This is a genomic window from Acinetobacter sp. NPDC052428 (genome assembly GCF_044547685.1).
Classification (GTDB): Bacteria; Pseudomonadota; Gammaproteobacteria; order Pseudomonadales; family Moraxellaceae; genus Acinetobacter; species Acinetobacter lwoffii_G.
In genome coordinates this window covers 1-16,497 of record NZ_JBIUAT010000031.1, presented here as the reverse complement: position 1 = coordinate 16,497, position 16,497 = coordinate 1, and the positions used below count along the sequence as shown (strand labels likewise).

Annotated in this window: 12 protein-coding genes, 1 pseudogene and 1 riboswitch; of the genes and pseudogenes, 9 read left to right on the top strand and 4 right to left on the bottom strand. The window is 42.1% G+C overall.

All coding sequences use genetic code 11. The annotated features are described in order from the left end of the window. The first annotated feature begins 56 nt into the window (after window positions 1-56). Complete coding sequence (locus tag ACIG3F_RS13340; protein ID WP_396470280.1) at window positions 57-1,391, top strand: DcaP family trimeric outer membrane transporter; 1,335 nt, start codon at window positions 57-59, stop codon at window positions 1,389-1,391. A 48-nt stretch (window positions 1,392-1,439) separates the two neighbouring features. Here ACIG3F_RS13340 and ACIG3F_RS13335 read toward each other — a convergent pair whose 3' ends face one another. Then, complete coding sequence (locus tag ACIG3F_RS13335; RefSeq protein WP_396470279.1) at window positions 1,440-2,861, bottom strand: PLP-dependent aminotransferase family protein; 1,422 nt, start codon at window positions 2,859-2,861, stop codon at window positions 1,440-1,442. Between the two features lie 379 nt (window positions 2,862-3,240). Here ACIG3F_RS13335 and ACIG3F_RS13330 point away from each other — a divergent pair, with 379 nt between their 5' ends. The 4 genes from ACIG3F_RS13330 (at window position 3,241) to ACIG3F_RS13315 (ending at window position 8,019) form a co-directional block, all read left to right on the top strand. Beyond that, window positions 3,241-4,878: a long-chain-fatty-acid--CoA ligase gene (locus ACIG3F_RS13330; protein WP_396470278.1), complete on the top strand. Its 1,638-nt coding sequence runs from the start codon at window positions 3,241-3,243 to the stop codon at window positions 4,876-4,878. A gap of 298 nt (window positions 4,879-5,176) precedes the next feature. Further along, the gene (locus ACIG3F_RS13325; RefSeq protein ID WP_396470277.1) at window positions 5,177-6,199 is read left to right on the top strand and encodes a flavin reductase family protein; all 1,023 of its coding nucleotides are present in this window, start codon (window positions 5,177-5,179) and stop codon (window positions 6,197-6,199) included. 42 nt (window positions 6,200-6,241) lie between these two features. Then, the gene (locus tag ACIG3F_RS13320; RefSeq protein ID WP_396470276.1) at window positions 6,242-7,408 is read left to right on the top strand and encodes a fatty acid desaturase family protein; all 1,167 of its coding nucleotides are present in this window, start codon (window positions 6,242-6,244) and stop codon (window positions 7,406-7,408) included. Between the two features lie 260 nt (window positions 7,409-7,668). Beyond that, complete coding sequence (locus ACIG3F_RS13315; protein ID WP_004280391.1) at window positions 7,669-8,019, top strand: hypothetical protein; 351 nt, start codon at window positions 7,669-7,671, stop codon at window positions 8,017-8,019. Between the two features lie 82 nt (window positions 8,020-8,101). Here the strand turns inward: ACIG3F_RS13315 and ACIG3F_RS13310 are convergent, their stop codons facing one another. After that, complete coding sequence (locus ACIG3F_RS13310; protein ID WP_396470275.1) at window positions 8,102-8,812, bottom strand: HAD family hydrolase; 711 nt, start codon at window positions 8,810-8,812, stop codon at window positions 8,102-8,104. A 279-nt stretch (window positions 8,813-9,091) separates the two neighbouring features. Here ACIG3F_RS13310 and ACIG3F_RS13305 point away from each other — a divergent pair, with 279 nt between their 5' ends. From ACIG3F_RS13305 to uca, 4 genes are all read left to right on the top strand, one after another. After that, a complete protein-coding gene (locus ACIG3F_RS13305; RefSeq protein ID WP_004647024.1) occupies window positions 9,092-9,985 on the top strand; it encodes a LysR family transcriptional regulator in 894 nt (297 codons plus the stop codon). A gap of 205 nt (window positions 9,986-10,190) precedes the next feature. Beyond that, a riboswitch (guanidine-I (ykkC/yxkD leader) is annotated at window positions 10,191-10,306 on the top strand. A gap of 30 nt (window positions 10,307-10,336) precedes the next feature. Next, window positions 10,337-11,074: an urea amidolyase associated protein UAAP1 gene (locus ACIG3F_RS13300; RefSeq protein WP_396470273.1), complete on the top strand. Its 738-nt coding sequence runs from the start codon at window positions 10,337-10,339 to the stop codon at window positions 11,072-11,074. Between the two features lie 11 nt (window positions 11,075-11,085). After that, a complete protein-coding gene (locus tag ACIG3F_RS13295; RefSeq protein ID WP_396470271.1) occupies window positions 11,086-11,748 on the top strand; it encodes an urea amidolyase associated protein UAAP2 in 663 nt (220 codons plus the stop codon). Window positions 11,749-11,752: 4 nt separating this feature from the next. Beyond that, window positions 11,753-15,358, top strand: coding sequence for an urea carboxylase (gene uca / locus ACIG3F_RS13290; protein WP_396470270.1), 3,606 nt, complete (start codon window positions 11,753-11,755; stop codon window positions 15,356-15,358). An 86-nt stretch (window positions 15,359-15,444) separates the two neighbouring features. Here uca and ACIG3F_RS13285 read toward each other — a convergent pair. Together ACIG3F_RS13285 and ACIG3F_RS13280 are read right to left on the bottom strand one after the other, a co-directional pair. Continuing rightward, window positions 15,445-16,062: pseudogene (locus tag ACIG3F_RS13285) on the bottom strand (ATP-binding protein); the annotation flags it as partial. A gap of 66 nt (window positions 16,063-16,128) precedes the next feature. Beyond that, window positions 16,129-16,497 (bottom strand): transposase (locus tag ACIG3F_RS13280; protein WP_396470269.1); only part of this gene is annotated, 369 nt, incomplete at its 5' end.

The window sequence follows — 16,497 nt, the reverse complement described above, 5'->3', positions numbered from 1 at the left end:
TAACGGGTGGTGATCTGTTGCTAGAATCGAAACGCATAATAAAAAGCGAGTTTAGGATGAACACGACACAATTATTTAATCAACCAACAATCACATTCAAGCGCACAGTTCTGATGAGCATGATGGCAATGAGTTTAGGGGGCATCAGCTTGTCGACTCAAGCACAAACCTCAGCTCAGTCGAATCAGCAGGAAATTGAACAATTGCGCCAAGAAGTTCAGGCCTTACGCGCACTGGTTGAGCAACAGCAAAGACAGACGGCTGTGGTCACTGCACATGTTGCAGCGACACCCGCTCCAGCAAGCAAACCTGTCATGAAAATTGCCAGTGGTGCTGAATTTAATCTTTATGGGAATATTCGTGCCGATGCCTCTTATCAAGTAGAAGGCGGTGCTACCGATTGGCCATTCAATCAGATCAATAGCGTGGCTCTTGAGGGTAATAATGAAAATAGTGATCGTTTTAGATCGACTTTATCAGCAACACGTTTAGGGATGGATTTTAAAGCACCTGTTGCTGCTGGGGATAAAGCTTTAAGCGGTAAACTTGAAGTAGATTTTCTGGGCGGCGCAAGCTTTGATAACTTGCGTATCCGTCATGCTTATATCAGCTATGCCAACTGGCTGATCGGTCAAACCTGGTCAAACTTTGCGGTGCCAGATTATATCCCGGAAACTGTAGATGCTTTGGTTTATACCGGTGGTTCAATTAAACGAACGCCACAGGTTCGTTATACCAGCACAATCAGTCCTGAAACCAATCTGGTATTTGCGGTAGAAGATCCAAAAGACAAAACAGTTACTCAACGTTTACCTGCTTTAACGGCACGTTTAAATCATAAGTTAGCTGATAATATTACAGTTAGTGCACGTGCCATGGGCCATGAAAAGCGTATCAATGAAGATGAAAAAATGGCATGGGGTACAGGTTTAGGGGTCAAATATGATGTTGTACCTGGTACAACGCTCAAAGCTGATTACTATCATGTGAAGGGCGATAGTAGTTTTGTAACATTTGCAAATACCGGTGTAGCAGTAACAGCCCTTAAAGATAAAGCGATTACTACAGATAGCCAAATCGCGGGACAAAGTGAATTTGATTCCATTATCGTGGGTGTAACCCAGCAGTTTAATGATAAATTGCGCGGTACATTAGGTTATGGCTATATGAATTTTGATCAAGATAATGAATATCTCGCTGCTGTGAATCCAACTACAATTAATAAAGACCTATGGCAAACCTGGGCTAACGTGTTCTATAGCCCAACCAAGCCTTTAAGTTTTGGTCTGGAATATGTCTATGGTGAACGTGAGGCAGTAGTTGCAGCGCCAAATGGCAGCACTAAAGGTGAAGACAATCGTATTAATGCGGTTGCTATTTACAACTTCTAAGACTTCTTTCAATGAGAGAGTCTGATCTGTAACAGAAGCGTGGATGAATTAATCCGCGCTTTTGCTCTTTTGAAGAATGGTTTCTGCCAGCAGATTGACTGCATTTTCGATCTTGGCTGTCCATTCAAACGAACAATTCAGGCGAATATAATGCTGGCTGGTAGGTTCCGGCTTAAACAGCAGTGCAGGGGCAATTGAAATATGATGCTGAAGCAATTGTTCATAGAGCTGCTGGGCATCGACTTCTTTAGGCAATTCAATCCAGAGAAAATAACCACTGGAATAATAGTAAATTTCACAGATGCTTCCCAAACGTGCTTTAAGCTCCTGATAAAATTTCTTTTTATATTTTTCCAGATGCTGCCTTAAATGCCGCAAATGTTTTTCATATTGATGATGTGAAATAAACTCGACCAGCGCATTTTGAAGTAAGGGACTGACCGTTAAAGTGCTCATGAGCTGTAAGTGCTGAATGGCATCGGAAAATGGACCAGCATACACCCAGCCGACGCGGGCGCCCATCCCCAGCGTTTTCGAAAATGAGGCACAGTGCAGCACCATTTGATGCCGATCAAAATATTTAACCGGTAGCGGTTTGGATGAGCCATAATTTAATTCCTGATAAACATCATCTTCGATTAAATACACCTGATATTCATACAAGAGTTCCGCAATTCTCCGTTTGATTTCAGAACTGACGGTAAAACCAATCGGATTATGAGCATTCAGCATCAGCCAGCACACCTTGATCGGATACTGTTTTAAAGCCTGTTCAAATGATTCCAGATCAAAGCCAAACTGTGGATATTCCGGGATGGTAATGACCTGCAACCCCAGACGCTCGGCTGCCTGCCAGGCACCATAAAATATGGTTTGCTGTAGCAGGATAAAATCACCGGGTTGGGTTAAGGCCTGTAAGGACAGATTCAGTGCTTCTAGTGCACCAGATGTAATGACAATGTCATCCGGATTGCAGGTAATCCCTTGCAATTGATAACGGTTGGCAATCAGTTGCCGCAAGTCCTGATTACCAGGCGGCATATGGTTCTGATTGTTATAACTGCTTTTTCTTTTGGCCTGCTGCGCCAGAATCTGCATAAATTTGGCGTTATATAACAGCTCTGCATTGGGAAAGGCAGAACCAAAAGGCACAATTTCGGCTGACTGAGTCGATTTTAAATAATTAAATACCACCGAATTGATTTGAATTTTAGGATTTAAACCAATCTGTACGAACTGTTTGCTATTGAGCAGCGCTTGAGTGTGTTCTGCAACGTAATAGCCTGATTTGTCTTTGGCATAAACCAGCCCTTGCGCTTCAAGTTCCTGATAAGCATTGAGTACCGTCATCAGGCTATAACCAGATAATTGGGTCTGTTCGCGAAGTGAAGGCAATTTTTCATGTGCCTTCCATATGCCGTTTTCAATCATCTGACGAATATTCTGTGCCAGTTTTTCAGACTTATACATACACTTACTTGAACTAAAACTGTTCTAATTATTTTGATTTATAGCATATTTTAAGATACTCAATATAACAAAAGGGAGGAATAGGATTGTTGTCATTCTATTTTTTAAGCTTGGGTCTTGATGCACGACAATTAAAGTGCAAATCAGGTCTCATATTTTCTGTGGAAATTTTATCTCTACATAAATTGTATTCCTATTTTTATACGCCTCAGTCACTTGGCTTAATTTGTCACAATTCGATACTTACAAAGTTAGATTTCCTTGCTAAATTCGATCCACATGATGATAAAAAGTAAGTTGCGGTCTAAGACCGAGCTATCATGCAACTATAACAATGATATGAAAATACGGACCAATAACAAGCACAAAGGAGTGGAGAATGCTCGGAAATATGATGTTTCAGCCTTTACTGATCAGCAGCATGATTGAACATGCAGGACGCTATCATGCCGATACCGAGGTAATTTCCAAAAATACCGATACCAGTATTACAGTGACCAATTGGGGAGAAATTCATCAAAACTCGAAACGTTTTGCCAATGCATTACAACAACTCGGCTTGGTGCAAGGAGATCGGGTCGCGACTATTGCCTGGAATAATCATCGCCATTTAGAGTCTTGGTATGCCATTTCTGGCAGCGGCCTGGTCTGTCATACCATTAATCCGCGATTATTTCCAGAACAGCTGATTTTTATTATTAATGATGCTGCGGATCGCGTGGTGCTGTTTGATAAAACATTTGTCCCTTTAATTAAAGCCGTGAAAGCGCTGTTGACCTCGGTTGAGCATTTTATCTGTCTGGATGCGGCTGATCCGGCAGTCAGAGAAGCGATTCCAGAAGTACAATTTTATGATGATCTGCTTGCCGGCCAAAATGCAGAATTTGAGTGGCCAACACTTGATGAAAACTCGGCAAGCTCTCTGTGTTATACCTCAGGAACTACGGGCAATCCCAAAGGTGTGCTGTTTAGCCATCGCTCTACAGTATTACATAGCTATGCCATCATTTTACCTGACTCCTTAAATGTCTCAGCTGCCGATATTATGTTGCCTGTGGTGCCAATGTTCCATGTAAATGCGTGGGGCACACCGTATGCCGCTGCAATGGTGGGATGCACTCTGGTTCTTCCTGGACCGGGTCTGGATGGCTCCAGTCTGGTCAACCTGATTGATACTTATCAGGTTTCTGTAGCACTTGGCGTACCGACCATCTGGCAGGGGTTGATTGCAGCCGCAAACCAGTCAGGTTCCAAACTGGAAAGCCTAAAACGGAATGTAGTGGGCGGATCGGCATGCCCACCGGCCATGCTAAGAGCTTTCAAAGAACAGTTTAATTGTGAAACGATCCATGCCTGGGGCATGACGGAAATCAGTCCACTGGGTACAGCGAATCAGCTCAAGACCAAACATTTGCATCTGTCTGATGAAGAAAAATTACAGATTCGCCTGTCCCAAGGCCGTCCGCCATTCGGGGTTAACCTACGTTTGACTGATGCAGAAAAAGGGACGCATGAAATTGAACGTGATGGACAGACCACAGGAAATTTACAGGTCAAAGGGCATTGGGTCATCAGCCATTATTTTGGCAAGGAAGAATCAGCTTTGACTGCAGATGGCTGGTTTGATACCGGCGATATTGCTACGCTGGATCAGGATGGCTTTATGAAACTCAGTGACCGTTCTAAAGATCTAATCAAGTCTGGCGGAGAATGGATTTCATCGGTGGAGCTGGAAAATATTGCCATGGGACATCCGGAAATTGCGATGGCTGCAGTAATTGCCGCCCAGCATCCTAAATGGGATGAGCGCCCGGTATTGATTGCCATTAAAAAACCGGACAGCCAGCTAAGTGAAACTGATTTGCTGGATTATTATGCGGACAAGGTAGCCAAATGGCAGATTCCAGACCGAGTCGTATTTGTTGAGGCAATCCCACTGAGTGGTACTGGTAAAATGCTGAAAAAGGATCTACGTGAATTATATGGGACTATTCTTTTGGAGCAGGCAGCAGGTTAACGCGTCATTTAATCTGAAAATCCCAACATGAAGTTAAAAAACTGATCTCGAATAGAGGTCAGTTTTTTTATGTACAGGCTAAGCAGTGTTATCAGTTTAAAAATGCTTTTTCTCAATCCATATCGCCTTGATTGCTACTTTTAGACGATATTGTCCGACAAAAAGTCATATTATATGGCTTAGGCACATAATTTGACCTGTATTGACATGGTCTGAATGTGAGAATTCTTTATCCTGAGCAATATAATAATTAGACAGTTGTACATTAATGAAACTGTCTGCGGATAAGGGGATAAAAATGACAAGCATGCCAACCTATCAGCCGCATTGGATCCGGGAAGATTTCATTGATTTTATTGGTGAAAAAATCCATCCAACTTGGGCAATCAAAAAAGTTAAGGCTGCCGTTATGGGCATTCAAGCCATCAGCCCTGACTTTTTCAAGATTCACTTACGTCCAAATCATAATTTTAAAGCCAAGTCATTTCAGGCCGGCCAGAATATTGCAGTGACTGTCGGACTGGATGGCGTACGTCATCAGCGACATTATTCTGTGGTGACGGTATTGAAAAATGGTGATCTGATCATTGCGGTTAAACAGCAGGGCAAAGTGTCACGTGCCTTAAGCCTGATGCAAATTGGTGCCGTGATCGAAATATCACAGCCGCAAGGCGAGTTCACATTGCAAAAATCCACGCAGCCGATTTTATTCCTGGCTTCAGGCAGTGGGATTACGGCCATTTATTCCTTGCTGCAAAAAGCAGTGATCCAGTCTCTGGAACAGATCGACCTGATCTATTTCACTCGAGATGATGCCTTTCATGCTGAACTGAAAACCTTGGCTCTCATGCATCCAAACTTGAAATATCACCATTTCAATACTGTGGAACACCAGCAGCATCTGACGCAGAGCTTATTGCAAAAGCTGGTGCCAGACTTTGCAGAACGAAAAATTTATGCTTGTGGCTCCGCCGGGATGATGAAAGCTGCACTGAAAATCGTTGATAAACTGGAATTGAAATCCAATTTTCATTCGGAATATTTCCAGATTGTGGTCGATGAAAAAATTAAAGCACAGCCGGTACAGTTTTTAAGATCGCAGCGAGAGTTTCAAGCGCAGTCCAATTTACTGGAAAGTGCTGAAAAATCTGGTTTGCGACCAGCGCATGGCTGCCGGATGGGCATCTGCAACACCTGTTCCTGTACCAAGGTCAGTGGTTCGGTACGGAATGTCCTGACCGGTGAAATTGATCATGGCAATAATACCCAGATCAAACTGTGCATTTCTCAGGCAGTGAGTCCTGTGGTGATTAATTTATAAACCATTGATAAGCCATTAATTAAACTATAAGAAGGTGCTCCCATGAATATGCAAATTGATTTTAAACGACATAGCAAAAGCCAATTTCTTAGCCCTGAACAGATTGAGGAATTCGGTGCCAAGGTCGATGCAATCCGCCGCGAGGTCATGGATGATCTGGGGGAAAAAGACGCCGAATATATTTATAAAATTCGAAACTTTGTCCGCTATAGCGAAATTGCCTCACGTGGCATGCTGATGTTTGCCGGCTGGTTGCCACCGGTATGGCTGGCAGGGACAGGTCTGCTCGGTCTTTCCAAAATCGTGGAAAATATGGAACTCGGCCACAATGTCATGCATGGCCAGTTCGACTGGATGAATGATCCGAGTCTGAACGGTGCGACCTATGACTGGGATACGATTTCAACCGGCGATGACTGGAAATACACGCACAACTATATTCACCATACTTATACCAATATTGTCGGAATGGATCATGATGTCGGTTATGGGCTGATTCGAGTTAGTGAATCACAAAAATGGGAACCACGTTTTCTGTTCAATATTCCATTGGGCATTCAGTTAATGGTGTTTTTCGAATGGTATGTTGGCCTGCAACGTTTGCATCTGGAAGATGTGATTGCCTATAAAACCAAAACCTGGAAAGAAGTCTGGGAAGAAGCAGCACCTTTGCGCCAGAAGATGCGTCGTCAGGTGTTAAAAGATTATGTGTTTTTCCCGATTATTGCAGGGCAAAATGCCATTCCGGTATTTACCGGAAATGCGGTGGCTAATGTGATTCGCAGTCTATGGGCTTCTGCCGTCATTTTTAACGGTCATTTCACTGAAGATGCTGAAACCTTTGAGATGGACAATACCGACAATGAAACCCGTGCCGAGTGGTATTTACGCCAGATTCGTGGTTCGAGCAATTTTAGTGGAACAACTTGGCTACATATCTTGAGTGGTAATTTGAGTCATCAGATTGAGCATCATCTATTCCCGGACATGCCCGCCAATCGCTATGCGCAGGTTGCGCCAAAAATCAAAGCGCTCTGTGCAGAATATGGTATTCACTATAACGAAGCCAGCTTCATGAAACAGTTTTCTACAGTGTGGGTAGGTCTGGCTAAATGTTCTCTACCGAATCACTGGACTGAGCAGGTGGTTGAAAAAACCCATGCTGCCAAATCTGTATTCAACTACTTTAAAGCGAAACTATTGTCATAATTTTTAAGCTTTACTTATTCACCATTTTGGTACTCCTCAATAGATTTGGATGGTCTATTGAGGAATTTTTTTTTGACCTTTATCAGATTCAATATCATTAAAATCCTCCTGTTTATGAATAAAATATGGATACAGATTTCAAAAAATGACGAAAGCAAAACAGATCCAGTACTGCTGAAACGCTTTGCCTACAACAACCTGCTTCAGCCCTAAGGGCTTCTCTCTATAATTGCCGCGTCGTTACACTTAAGGTCTCAGTTTTGAAACATCTTAAATATTTTTCAGCAATTCCATTATTAGTACTTTTAACTGCTTGTAACACCACTGAAGCACCCGCACCAGATTATCAGGGCAACTGGAAAAACACCGTGGAAAATCCAAAACTTGAAAATATTCTGGTTATTTCAAAAAATGGTGAAAATTATCTGATTACCAATACGATCAAAGATAAGGAAACCGGTAAAACCGAGAAAAAGAATCCAATGCCCGCTGCAGTGAACGAAAATGGCATGCTTCAGTTGAACGCAGGTGCAGGTATGGTCGATTTTGCAATCGATGAGAAAACCGGAAATCTGGTTGGTTCAGGCTCAATCTATAAAAAAGCCAAATAGTCAGCAAGATTTTTAAGCCACAAATAGTATTCAAGATGTCATGAACAAGGATGCTTCATGGCATCTTTTTTAGTGGGTGTTTTTACTGAATAAAACTTAATAATTCAGCAAAATTCTCGACATAATAATTTGCTTTGGCTTTGATCAAATCTATTTCATGAGCGGAGTGCTGATCATAAATTGTCACCACCTCGATGCCCGCATGATTTGCTGCTTCTACACCGACTAACGAGTCTTCAATAATTAGACATTCCTCAGGTCGAAGGTTAAAGGCTTGCAAAACATTCAGATAAACTTCGGGATGCGGCTTAATATTCTGGACATTTTCACGTGTGAGAATCAAGGCAAAATCATCCTCAAAGCTGATTTTAGAATTAATATTTCGATTGTTATCCTGATAGCGCTGTACATTGAATAAACTGGTGGTGGTGGTCAAAGCCAGAGATATCTGTTGCTGTTTTAAAGCCTGAATCAGGAGGTCTGCCTGAGGTTTTAACTCGACGATATGATCCAGAAAATGTCGGGAAATTGTATAACGACGATTTTTTACTTCTTCTTTAACTGGTTCAAAATCGTATTGTTCTTTTAAAAATCCACAATATTCCAGATAAGGATCTGGCCTATGTCTCAAGGCGGTAAGTTGAAGATCGCGTTGTTGCTGAATCTCATATAAATCGACTTTTCTGTTAGAGAGCTCATCAATCAGGGCTGCATCGACCTGATTCCAGATGCCTACAGAATCAATCAACGTACCATCCAGATCAAAACAGACCAGCTTTTTTCCCTGAAACATATAAGATTTCTCTGTATTTTTACCATTTATTCGGTGGGGCTGAGTATATCGCATACGATTTAAATGTTTAACTGGCCTGAGCAAACCGGACTGGAAATTTTGCGCTGAGGTACTTTTAATGAATTTATTCATCTGGCAAAAGTATTTTTTACGGAAAATTACAGTGAGTTTAATCCTGAAAATAGTGGCAAAGTGTTATATTTTAATCTGACCCTAAATGAACTTATGCGGATGAAAGGCCTGTCCGAATGATGAGAAAGTTAAAGGAACTGTATTTCTGTGTTTGAACTTGACTGTAAATTGCTCAGTATTTTTTATTATGTCTATAAATTTAAAAACGTATCTCAGGCAGCCGATCATTTAGACATGAGCCAGCCAGCGGTGAGCAATCTGCTGAATAAAATTCGCCAGCATTATGGTGATCCTTTATTTTTACGTATTGGCAATGAAATGCTGCCGACAGACCTGTCCAAACAGCTCTTTCCCTTGGTCAGCGAAGCACTGAGCAAAGTTGAAGCAATCAATAATTTTACGATCAATTTTGATCAGGTCACTTCACAGCAGCGCTTTACACTGGCGATGACCGATGTATCGCATCTGGTGTTATTGCCAAAAATTTCACAGTATCTGAAGCAGCACGCATCCCATATCCGCCTGAATGTGCGTCCGATTACCTCTGAAACCAGCTATCAGATGGCCAATGGTGAGATTGATCTGGCTTTGGGCTTCTTGCCCAATCTGGAGAATGGCTTTTATCAGCAGAAACTGTTTGAGCAATATTATGTGGTGATCGCGGCGAAAGACCATCCGCGATTAACGGGTGACAGCATTACGACCGAAGAGTATTTACGTGAAACCCATATTGATATTGATGCCGGGATGGGGCATTACCATATTGAAAATGAATTGCTGAATCTGGAACTCAAGCGTGACATTCTCATGCGTCTTCCAAGTTATCTGGGAGTCGGACTGGTGGTACAAGAAACCGATGCGATTGCGACCGTGCCTTATTATTTGAGTGAAGTTTTATTATCACGTGGCAATCTCAAGATTTTTGAGGCACCAATTGCTTTCCCGACCTATTCTGTAAAGCAGTACTGGCATATGTCCTGTCATCATAAAACCAGCCATCAATGGCTACGTAATATGCTACATGAGATTTTAAGTAAATAAATGTGCAGCTTATAAAGCTTGATGAAGTCTTCATCTCTAGATTTTAAAACTCCCGGTTCAAGCCGGGATTTTTTTATTTTGGTACATCTTGATGCCTTTTTCAGAGCCTTGCACCTGAATTGATCAGTTCCAACTCAAAAAAGTATTACCAAACGGAAAAATAGTATTACTCATTTGGCACAGCCTTTGCATTAACTCTGTTATAGACAAAGTGATCTAGGGTTCCGGCAGTTATTTTTTTAAGACTGCGTCTGCGACCGAGAGTTCACGGCTAGGTTTGTTAAAACCAAAGCTACACGGAGGGATAAAAGCCCGGGAGGTAAACCGTACAAGTTTGATGCAGAGGCTGTTATGAGCACAACTACTTATCACGAAGATTCCGCACTGTGGACTGAACTTTTACCGGGTGGCCATCACTGGTCTGCACGCATTCAGCGTGGCGCAGTTTTACAACTCAAATCCTTGGGCGCAAATGCCAATGTTTCACTGTTTTGTGTGAATAGCGAAGACAAGCTTGAAGCCTATAACATGCCAGACAGCCTTAAAGGTCAACACACTGCATTTTTAAGCACAGGGAATATTTTAGCGTCTGATTTAGGACGTGCGATGGTGTCAATAGTCAAAGATGATCATGGTTGGAATGATGCCTTTTGTGCACCAAGTACCGCACCGCAAATTGAAGCACAGTTTGGCACGAAGACCTTCCAGGATGCTCGCAACGACATGTACCGTAATAGCAAAGACAGTTTACTTTTAGAGATGACCAAGTTTGGTTTATCGGCTACGGACTTAAGCAATACTTTAAACCTCTTCTCAAAAGTGCAACCGGATGACAACGGCAACTTATCTTATGTCGTATCTGACAATACTGACCAAGTGATTGAACTTCGATTTGAAATGGATTGTTTGGTGTTTTTATCCAGCGCACCGCATGCCTTAGACAATTCTACCGAATATGCACCTGCCGATATTCAATTATCTTTATTTCAGGCTTTACCTTTAGGCGAGACCGATGTCTGCCGTGATTCATGCCCGCAAAATCAGCGTGCGTTCCAAAATAATAACCGCTACTACGCTTTAACTGCTTAAGGGGAATAATCATGACTGCATTAGTAAACCCAACACAAAATCAGGAAAAATCTGTGTTAAGTGAAGTATGTCCTGCCGGGGAAGCGTGGATGTGTGAAGTCAAAAAAGGTCAGTATTTCCGTATTGTGGACCTTGAAGGCAACCAAGCGGTGGATACTTTATTTATTTCTGCACATAACCCTGAAGAGCGTTATAGCGCAACCGATACTTTGGCGATGAACCGTCAAATTTATCTCGAAAAAGGCACAACTCTATACACCAACTTTGGCAATAAAATTGCCACTATCAATGATGACAACTGCGGTCGCCACGACACTTTAGGCGGTGCATGTTCTTGCGAAAGTAATACTGTTCGTTATGCCCATGACAAATACCCAATGCACAGTTGCCGTAACAATTTCATGATTGCGCTGTCGCAACATCCGATTGCGAAAAAGCATGGCTTAAATGTACGCCACATTGGTCCAAACATTAACTTCTTTATGAATGTACCTGTCACTTCAGAGGGGCATCTGAAATTTGATGACGGTATTTCTGCACCGGGGAAATATGTGGAAATTAAAGCCGAGATGGATTTGATCGTGCTGATCTCAAATTGCCCGCAATTGAATAACCCATGTAATGCCTATAACCCAACTAAAATTCAACTCATTGTCCGCGAAGGCGAGGTATAAGAAAATGTTTAATAAAGTACTCATCGCCAACCGTGGTGCAATTGCCTGTCGTGTGATTCGTACCCTGAAAAAACTTGGTATCCAATCGGTTGCTGTCTATTCAGAAGCAGATCGTGATTCATTGCATGTGACTTTAGCGGATGAAGCTGTATTGATTGGTGATGCACCGGCAAGCCAAAGCTATTTAAATGTCAATAAAATCTTAGAAGTCGCAAAACAAACCGGTGCGCAAGCGATTCATCCGGGTTATGGCTTCCTGTCTGAAAATGCAGAATTCTGTAATCTATGTGAAGCGCAAGGCATTGTGTTCTTAGGACCAAATGCCGAGCAAATGAAAGCTTTTGGTTTAAAACACACTGCACGTGAATTGGCAATTCAAGCCAATGTACCATTACTTCCGGGTAGTCAATTACTCGCTGATGAAGCTGAAGCACTACTTGAAGCTGAACGTATTGGTTATCCAGTGATGCTGAAAAGTACCGCAGGTGGTGGCGGTATTGGTATGCGTTTGGTGTGGAATGCTGAAGAGCTGAAAGATGCCTACGCAACCGTGTCGTATTTAGCGCAAGCCAACTTTAAAGATGCAGGTTTATATCTCGAGAAATTTGTACAAAATGCCCGTCATATCGAAGTGCAAATTTTTGGTGATGGTAACGGTTTAGTTTTAGCTTTGGGTGAGCGTGATTGTTCGGTGCAACGTCGTAACCAAAAAGTGATTGAGGAAACACCTGCACCACATTTAAACGATGAACAACGTGCTTATATTCAAAATGTCGCGATTCAACTGATGCAATCGGTTAATTATCGCTCAGCAGGAACCGTTGAATTTGTGATGGATACCGACACGCAAGAATTCTATTTCTTGGAAGTGAATACCCGTCTACAAGTAGAACATGGTGTCACTGAGCAAGTCTTTGGTGTCGACCTTGTTGAATGGATGGTGACTCTAGGTAGTGGCGATTGGGTTGCACCTACATCAACTTTGGAGTCTCAAGGTCATTCGATCCAAGTCCGTCTTTATGCAGAAGACCCAATTAAAAACTTCCAACCAAGTGCAGGGCTTTTAACGCATGTTGAGTTTGATGCCAATGCGCGTAATGAAACATGGGTGGAAACAGGTTCAAACGTATCATCTTTCTATGACCCGATGATTGCCAAAATCATTGTGACAGCAGATGATCGTGACTCAGCGATTCAAGCCATGAAGGATACATTGGCTAAAACCCAAGTTGCAGGCATCGAAACCAACCTTGAATATTTACAAAACATTATCGACTGTGATGTGTTTAAAGCGGGTACGCAAACCACACGTTTCTTGAATACATTCGAATGGAAAACCCAAAAAATTGAAGTGTTACAAGCGGGCATTCAAACCGCCGTGCAAGATGTCACAGGTCGTTTGGGTTATTGGGATGTTGGTGTTCCGCCATCAGGTGCGATTGATCCGCTGTCTTTAAATGTTGCGAACCAACTTTTAGGCAATGCACCAAATACCGCAGGACTTGAATGTACGCTACAAGGGCCAAGCTTAAAATTCCATTGTGATAGCCAAATCGTGCTTGCAGGTGGTGATATGCCATCCACTTTGGATGGTGTCGCTGTGCCGATGTGGCAAACCGTGAATGTGCGTAAAGGTCAGGTGTTGAAATGTGGCAAGATCGCCACAGGTTGCCGTACCTACATCGGCATTAAAGGCGGTCTGAATGTGCCTGAATATTTAGGCTCACAAGCTACTTTCACTTTAGGTCAGTTTGGTGGGCATGCAGGGCGTAACTTATTGATTGGTGATATGCTTCCAATCACGGCATTTACATCCGATGAAGTCAAAGTACTTACGCCTGAACAAGTGCCGTCATTCAGCCATGAATGGGAAATTGCGGTGATGTATGGTCCTCACGGTGCGCCAGATTTCTTTACCAAAAACGATATTGATACTTTCTTTGCCAACGAGTTTGAAATTCACTTTAACTCAAGCCGTACCGGTATTCGTTTGATTGGACCAAAACCTGAATGGGCACGTCAGGACGGTGGCGAAGCGGGTCTACATCCGTCTAATATTCATGACAATGCATACGCAATTGGTGCGATTGATTTCACCGGTGATATGCCGATTATTCTCGGTCCAGATGGTCCAAGCCTTGGCGGTTTCGTATGTCCTGCAGTAGTGATTAATTCTGAACTATGGAAACTTGGTCAGCTGAAAGCAGGTGATAAGGTGAAATTTGTCCCTGTCAGCTATCATCAAGCGAAATTGCTGAATGAAAAATATCATGCGCAATTAGAAGCCACAGATACGCAAGATGTGGCATTTGATGAGTCGTTCTATCCTGAAATCAGCACGTTGAAATCTGCCATTTTAGATACCTTAAAAGGTCAAAATGGCACGCCTGATGTGGTGTATCGTCCTGCGGGCAATAACTATATGCTCGTTGAATATGGCGAGTTGGTTTTAGATTTAAACCTACGTTTCCGTATTCATGCGCTGATGCAATGGGTCAAAGATCAAAATATTCAAGGGATTATTGACCTGACACCGGGCATTCGTTCGCTACAAATCCATTTTGATTCGACCCAGCTCGATCAAATTGATTTATTGCGTCAGCTTCAAGTCGCAGAAGAACAATTGCCTGATGTGACTGAAATGCAAGTGCCATCTCGTACCGTGTATTTACCACTCGCGTGGGAGGATTCACAAACCCAACTCGCAACAGAACGTTATATGCAAACCGTGCGCCCAGATGCACCGTGGTGTCCAGACAATATCGAATTTATCCGTCGTATTAATGGTTTAAAAGACAAACAAGCTGTGAAAGATGTGGTGTATAACGCGAGTTATCTGGTCATGGGCTTGGGCGATGTGTATTTGGGTGCACCTGTGGCAACGCCACTTGATCCACGTCAGCGTTTAGTCACCACCAAATATAACCCTGCACGGACATGGACACCTGAAAATGCCGTGGGTATTGGCGGTGCGTATATGTGCGTGTACGGCATGGAAGGTCCGGGTGGTTATCAGTTTGTGGGTCGCACCTCACAAATGTGGTCACGCTACCGTAAAAACCCTGATTTTGAACAAGGTATGCCGTGGTTACTGCGCTTCTTTGACCAAATTAAGTTTTATGAAGTCTCTGAAGCTGAACTGATGCACATGCGTGAGGACTTTAAAGCAGGTCGTTTAAAACTTCGTATTGAAGGAGGTGTACTCAACCTCAAAGAATACAATGACTTCTTAACCGAAAACCAAGAATCTATTTCTGCCTTTAAAGCGGTACAACAAGCCAACTTTGATGCTGAACGCCGTCGTTGGCATGAAGCAGGACTTGCAGAATATGTCTCTGAAAGTCTAGATGCTGTGGATAATGGTGAGGGTGTTGAAATTCCAGATGGTGGTTGTGCGGTGGAATCGCATATGCCGGGTTCAATTTGGAAAATTGAATGTGCATCGGGTGATATTGTGGAAGAAGGTGCAACGCTTGCGGTGATTGAAGCAATGAAGATTGAGATTCCGATTGTTGCGCCTGAGCGTATGAAGGTTGAAGCGATTACTATTGAAAAAGGGCAAACGGTGAAAACGGGGCAGGTGTTGTTTACGTTGGCGCCAGTGGCTTAAAGAATCCTCCCTAACCCTCCTTTTTCAAAGGAGGGAATTTCCCCTCTTTATTCTTGCGCTATATATAGCTCAGGGTTAGGGGAGATTTAAGAATTACATTTTTCAATGTGCTTATAAATACGTTCACATAATTGTTTAGCTTTTGGTGTAAGTTCCCAATCAGGGTTTTCATCAAAATCTTTAATGATTTCACGACAAAAATCTAACTTGTATTTGATCGTACCTACACCTGTACCATCAGCAAATAAAGTTTGTTTGGTTTTAGATGATGGCTTCTTTAATTTAATATCCAAAAGCTTACCAATACCAACTTCCTTATGATCGAAATAATTTTCATCAGTAATATTATTAATTAAAGAAATATCATAGCTATCTTTTGTTTTAAATTTCATTCGATTAAATCTTTGAATAGCTACTCTAACTATAGAATTTTTAGGAAGGGTGTTTTCTGTTTCCTTACACTCTAAAATCAGATAATTATCTGTCTTTAACTCTTTTCTTAAAATCTGAACACGATCAGCTTTACCTTGAATATCGCCATCAGCTATTAGCAACATTTCACTTGCGACCGCTTTAGCACTAAGCCCTTTATCTTCTAATTGATCTGCGTAATCGTCGCTAAAGCACCAATGTACTAAATTACTCCCTGCATATTCTACAAATGTGTAGTGATAATTCGGCATAAAGCGACGGTACTTTTTATAAAGTTAGAGGTGGTCCCACTTGTTTGAACAACTAAAAGCTTATTTATAAGTGATATTCTGCTCTAGTTAAGCTACCTTATTTTGTTGTGGTAGCTGGTCATAGTAAAACTCATCTGGAGTCATTTTGTCCAGACTCGAATGAGGTCTTTTCAAATTATAAAACTCAAAATATGCACTCAATTGCTTTTTCGCATCGGTGACACTGCTATAAGCTTTGAGATACACCTCTTCATATTTAACGCTCCGCCATAATCGTTCAACCATCACATTATCAATCCATCGACCTTTACCATCCATACTGATTTGAATGCCATTTGATTTCAATACATCAATAAATGCATCACTGGTGAACTGACTGCCTTGGTCTGTATTAAATATTTCAGGTGATCCATATTTTTCAATTGCTTCATTTAAAGCCGAAATACAAAAATCCAC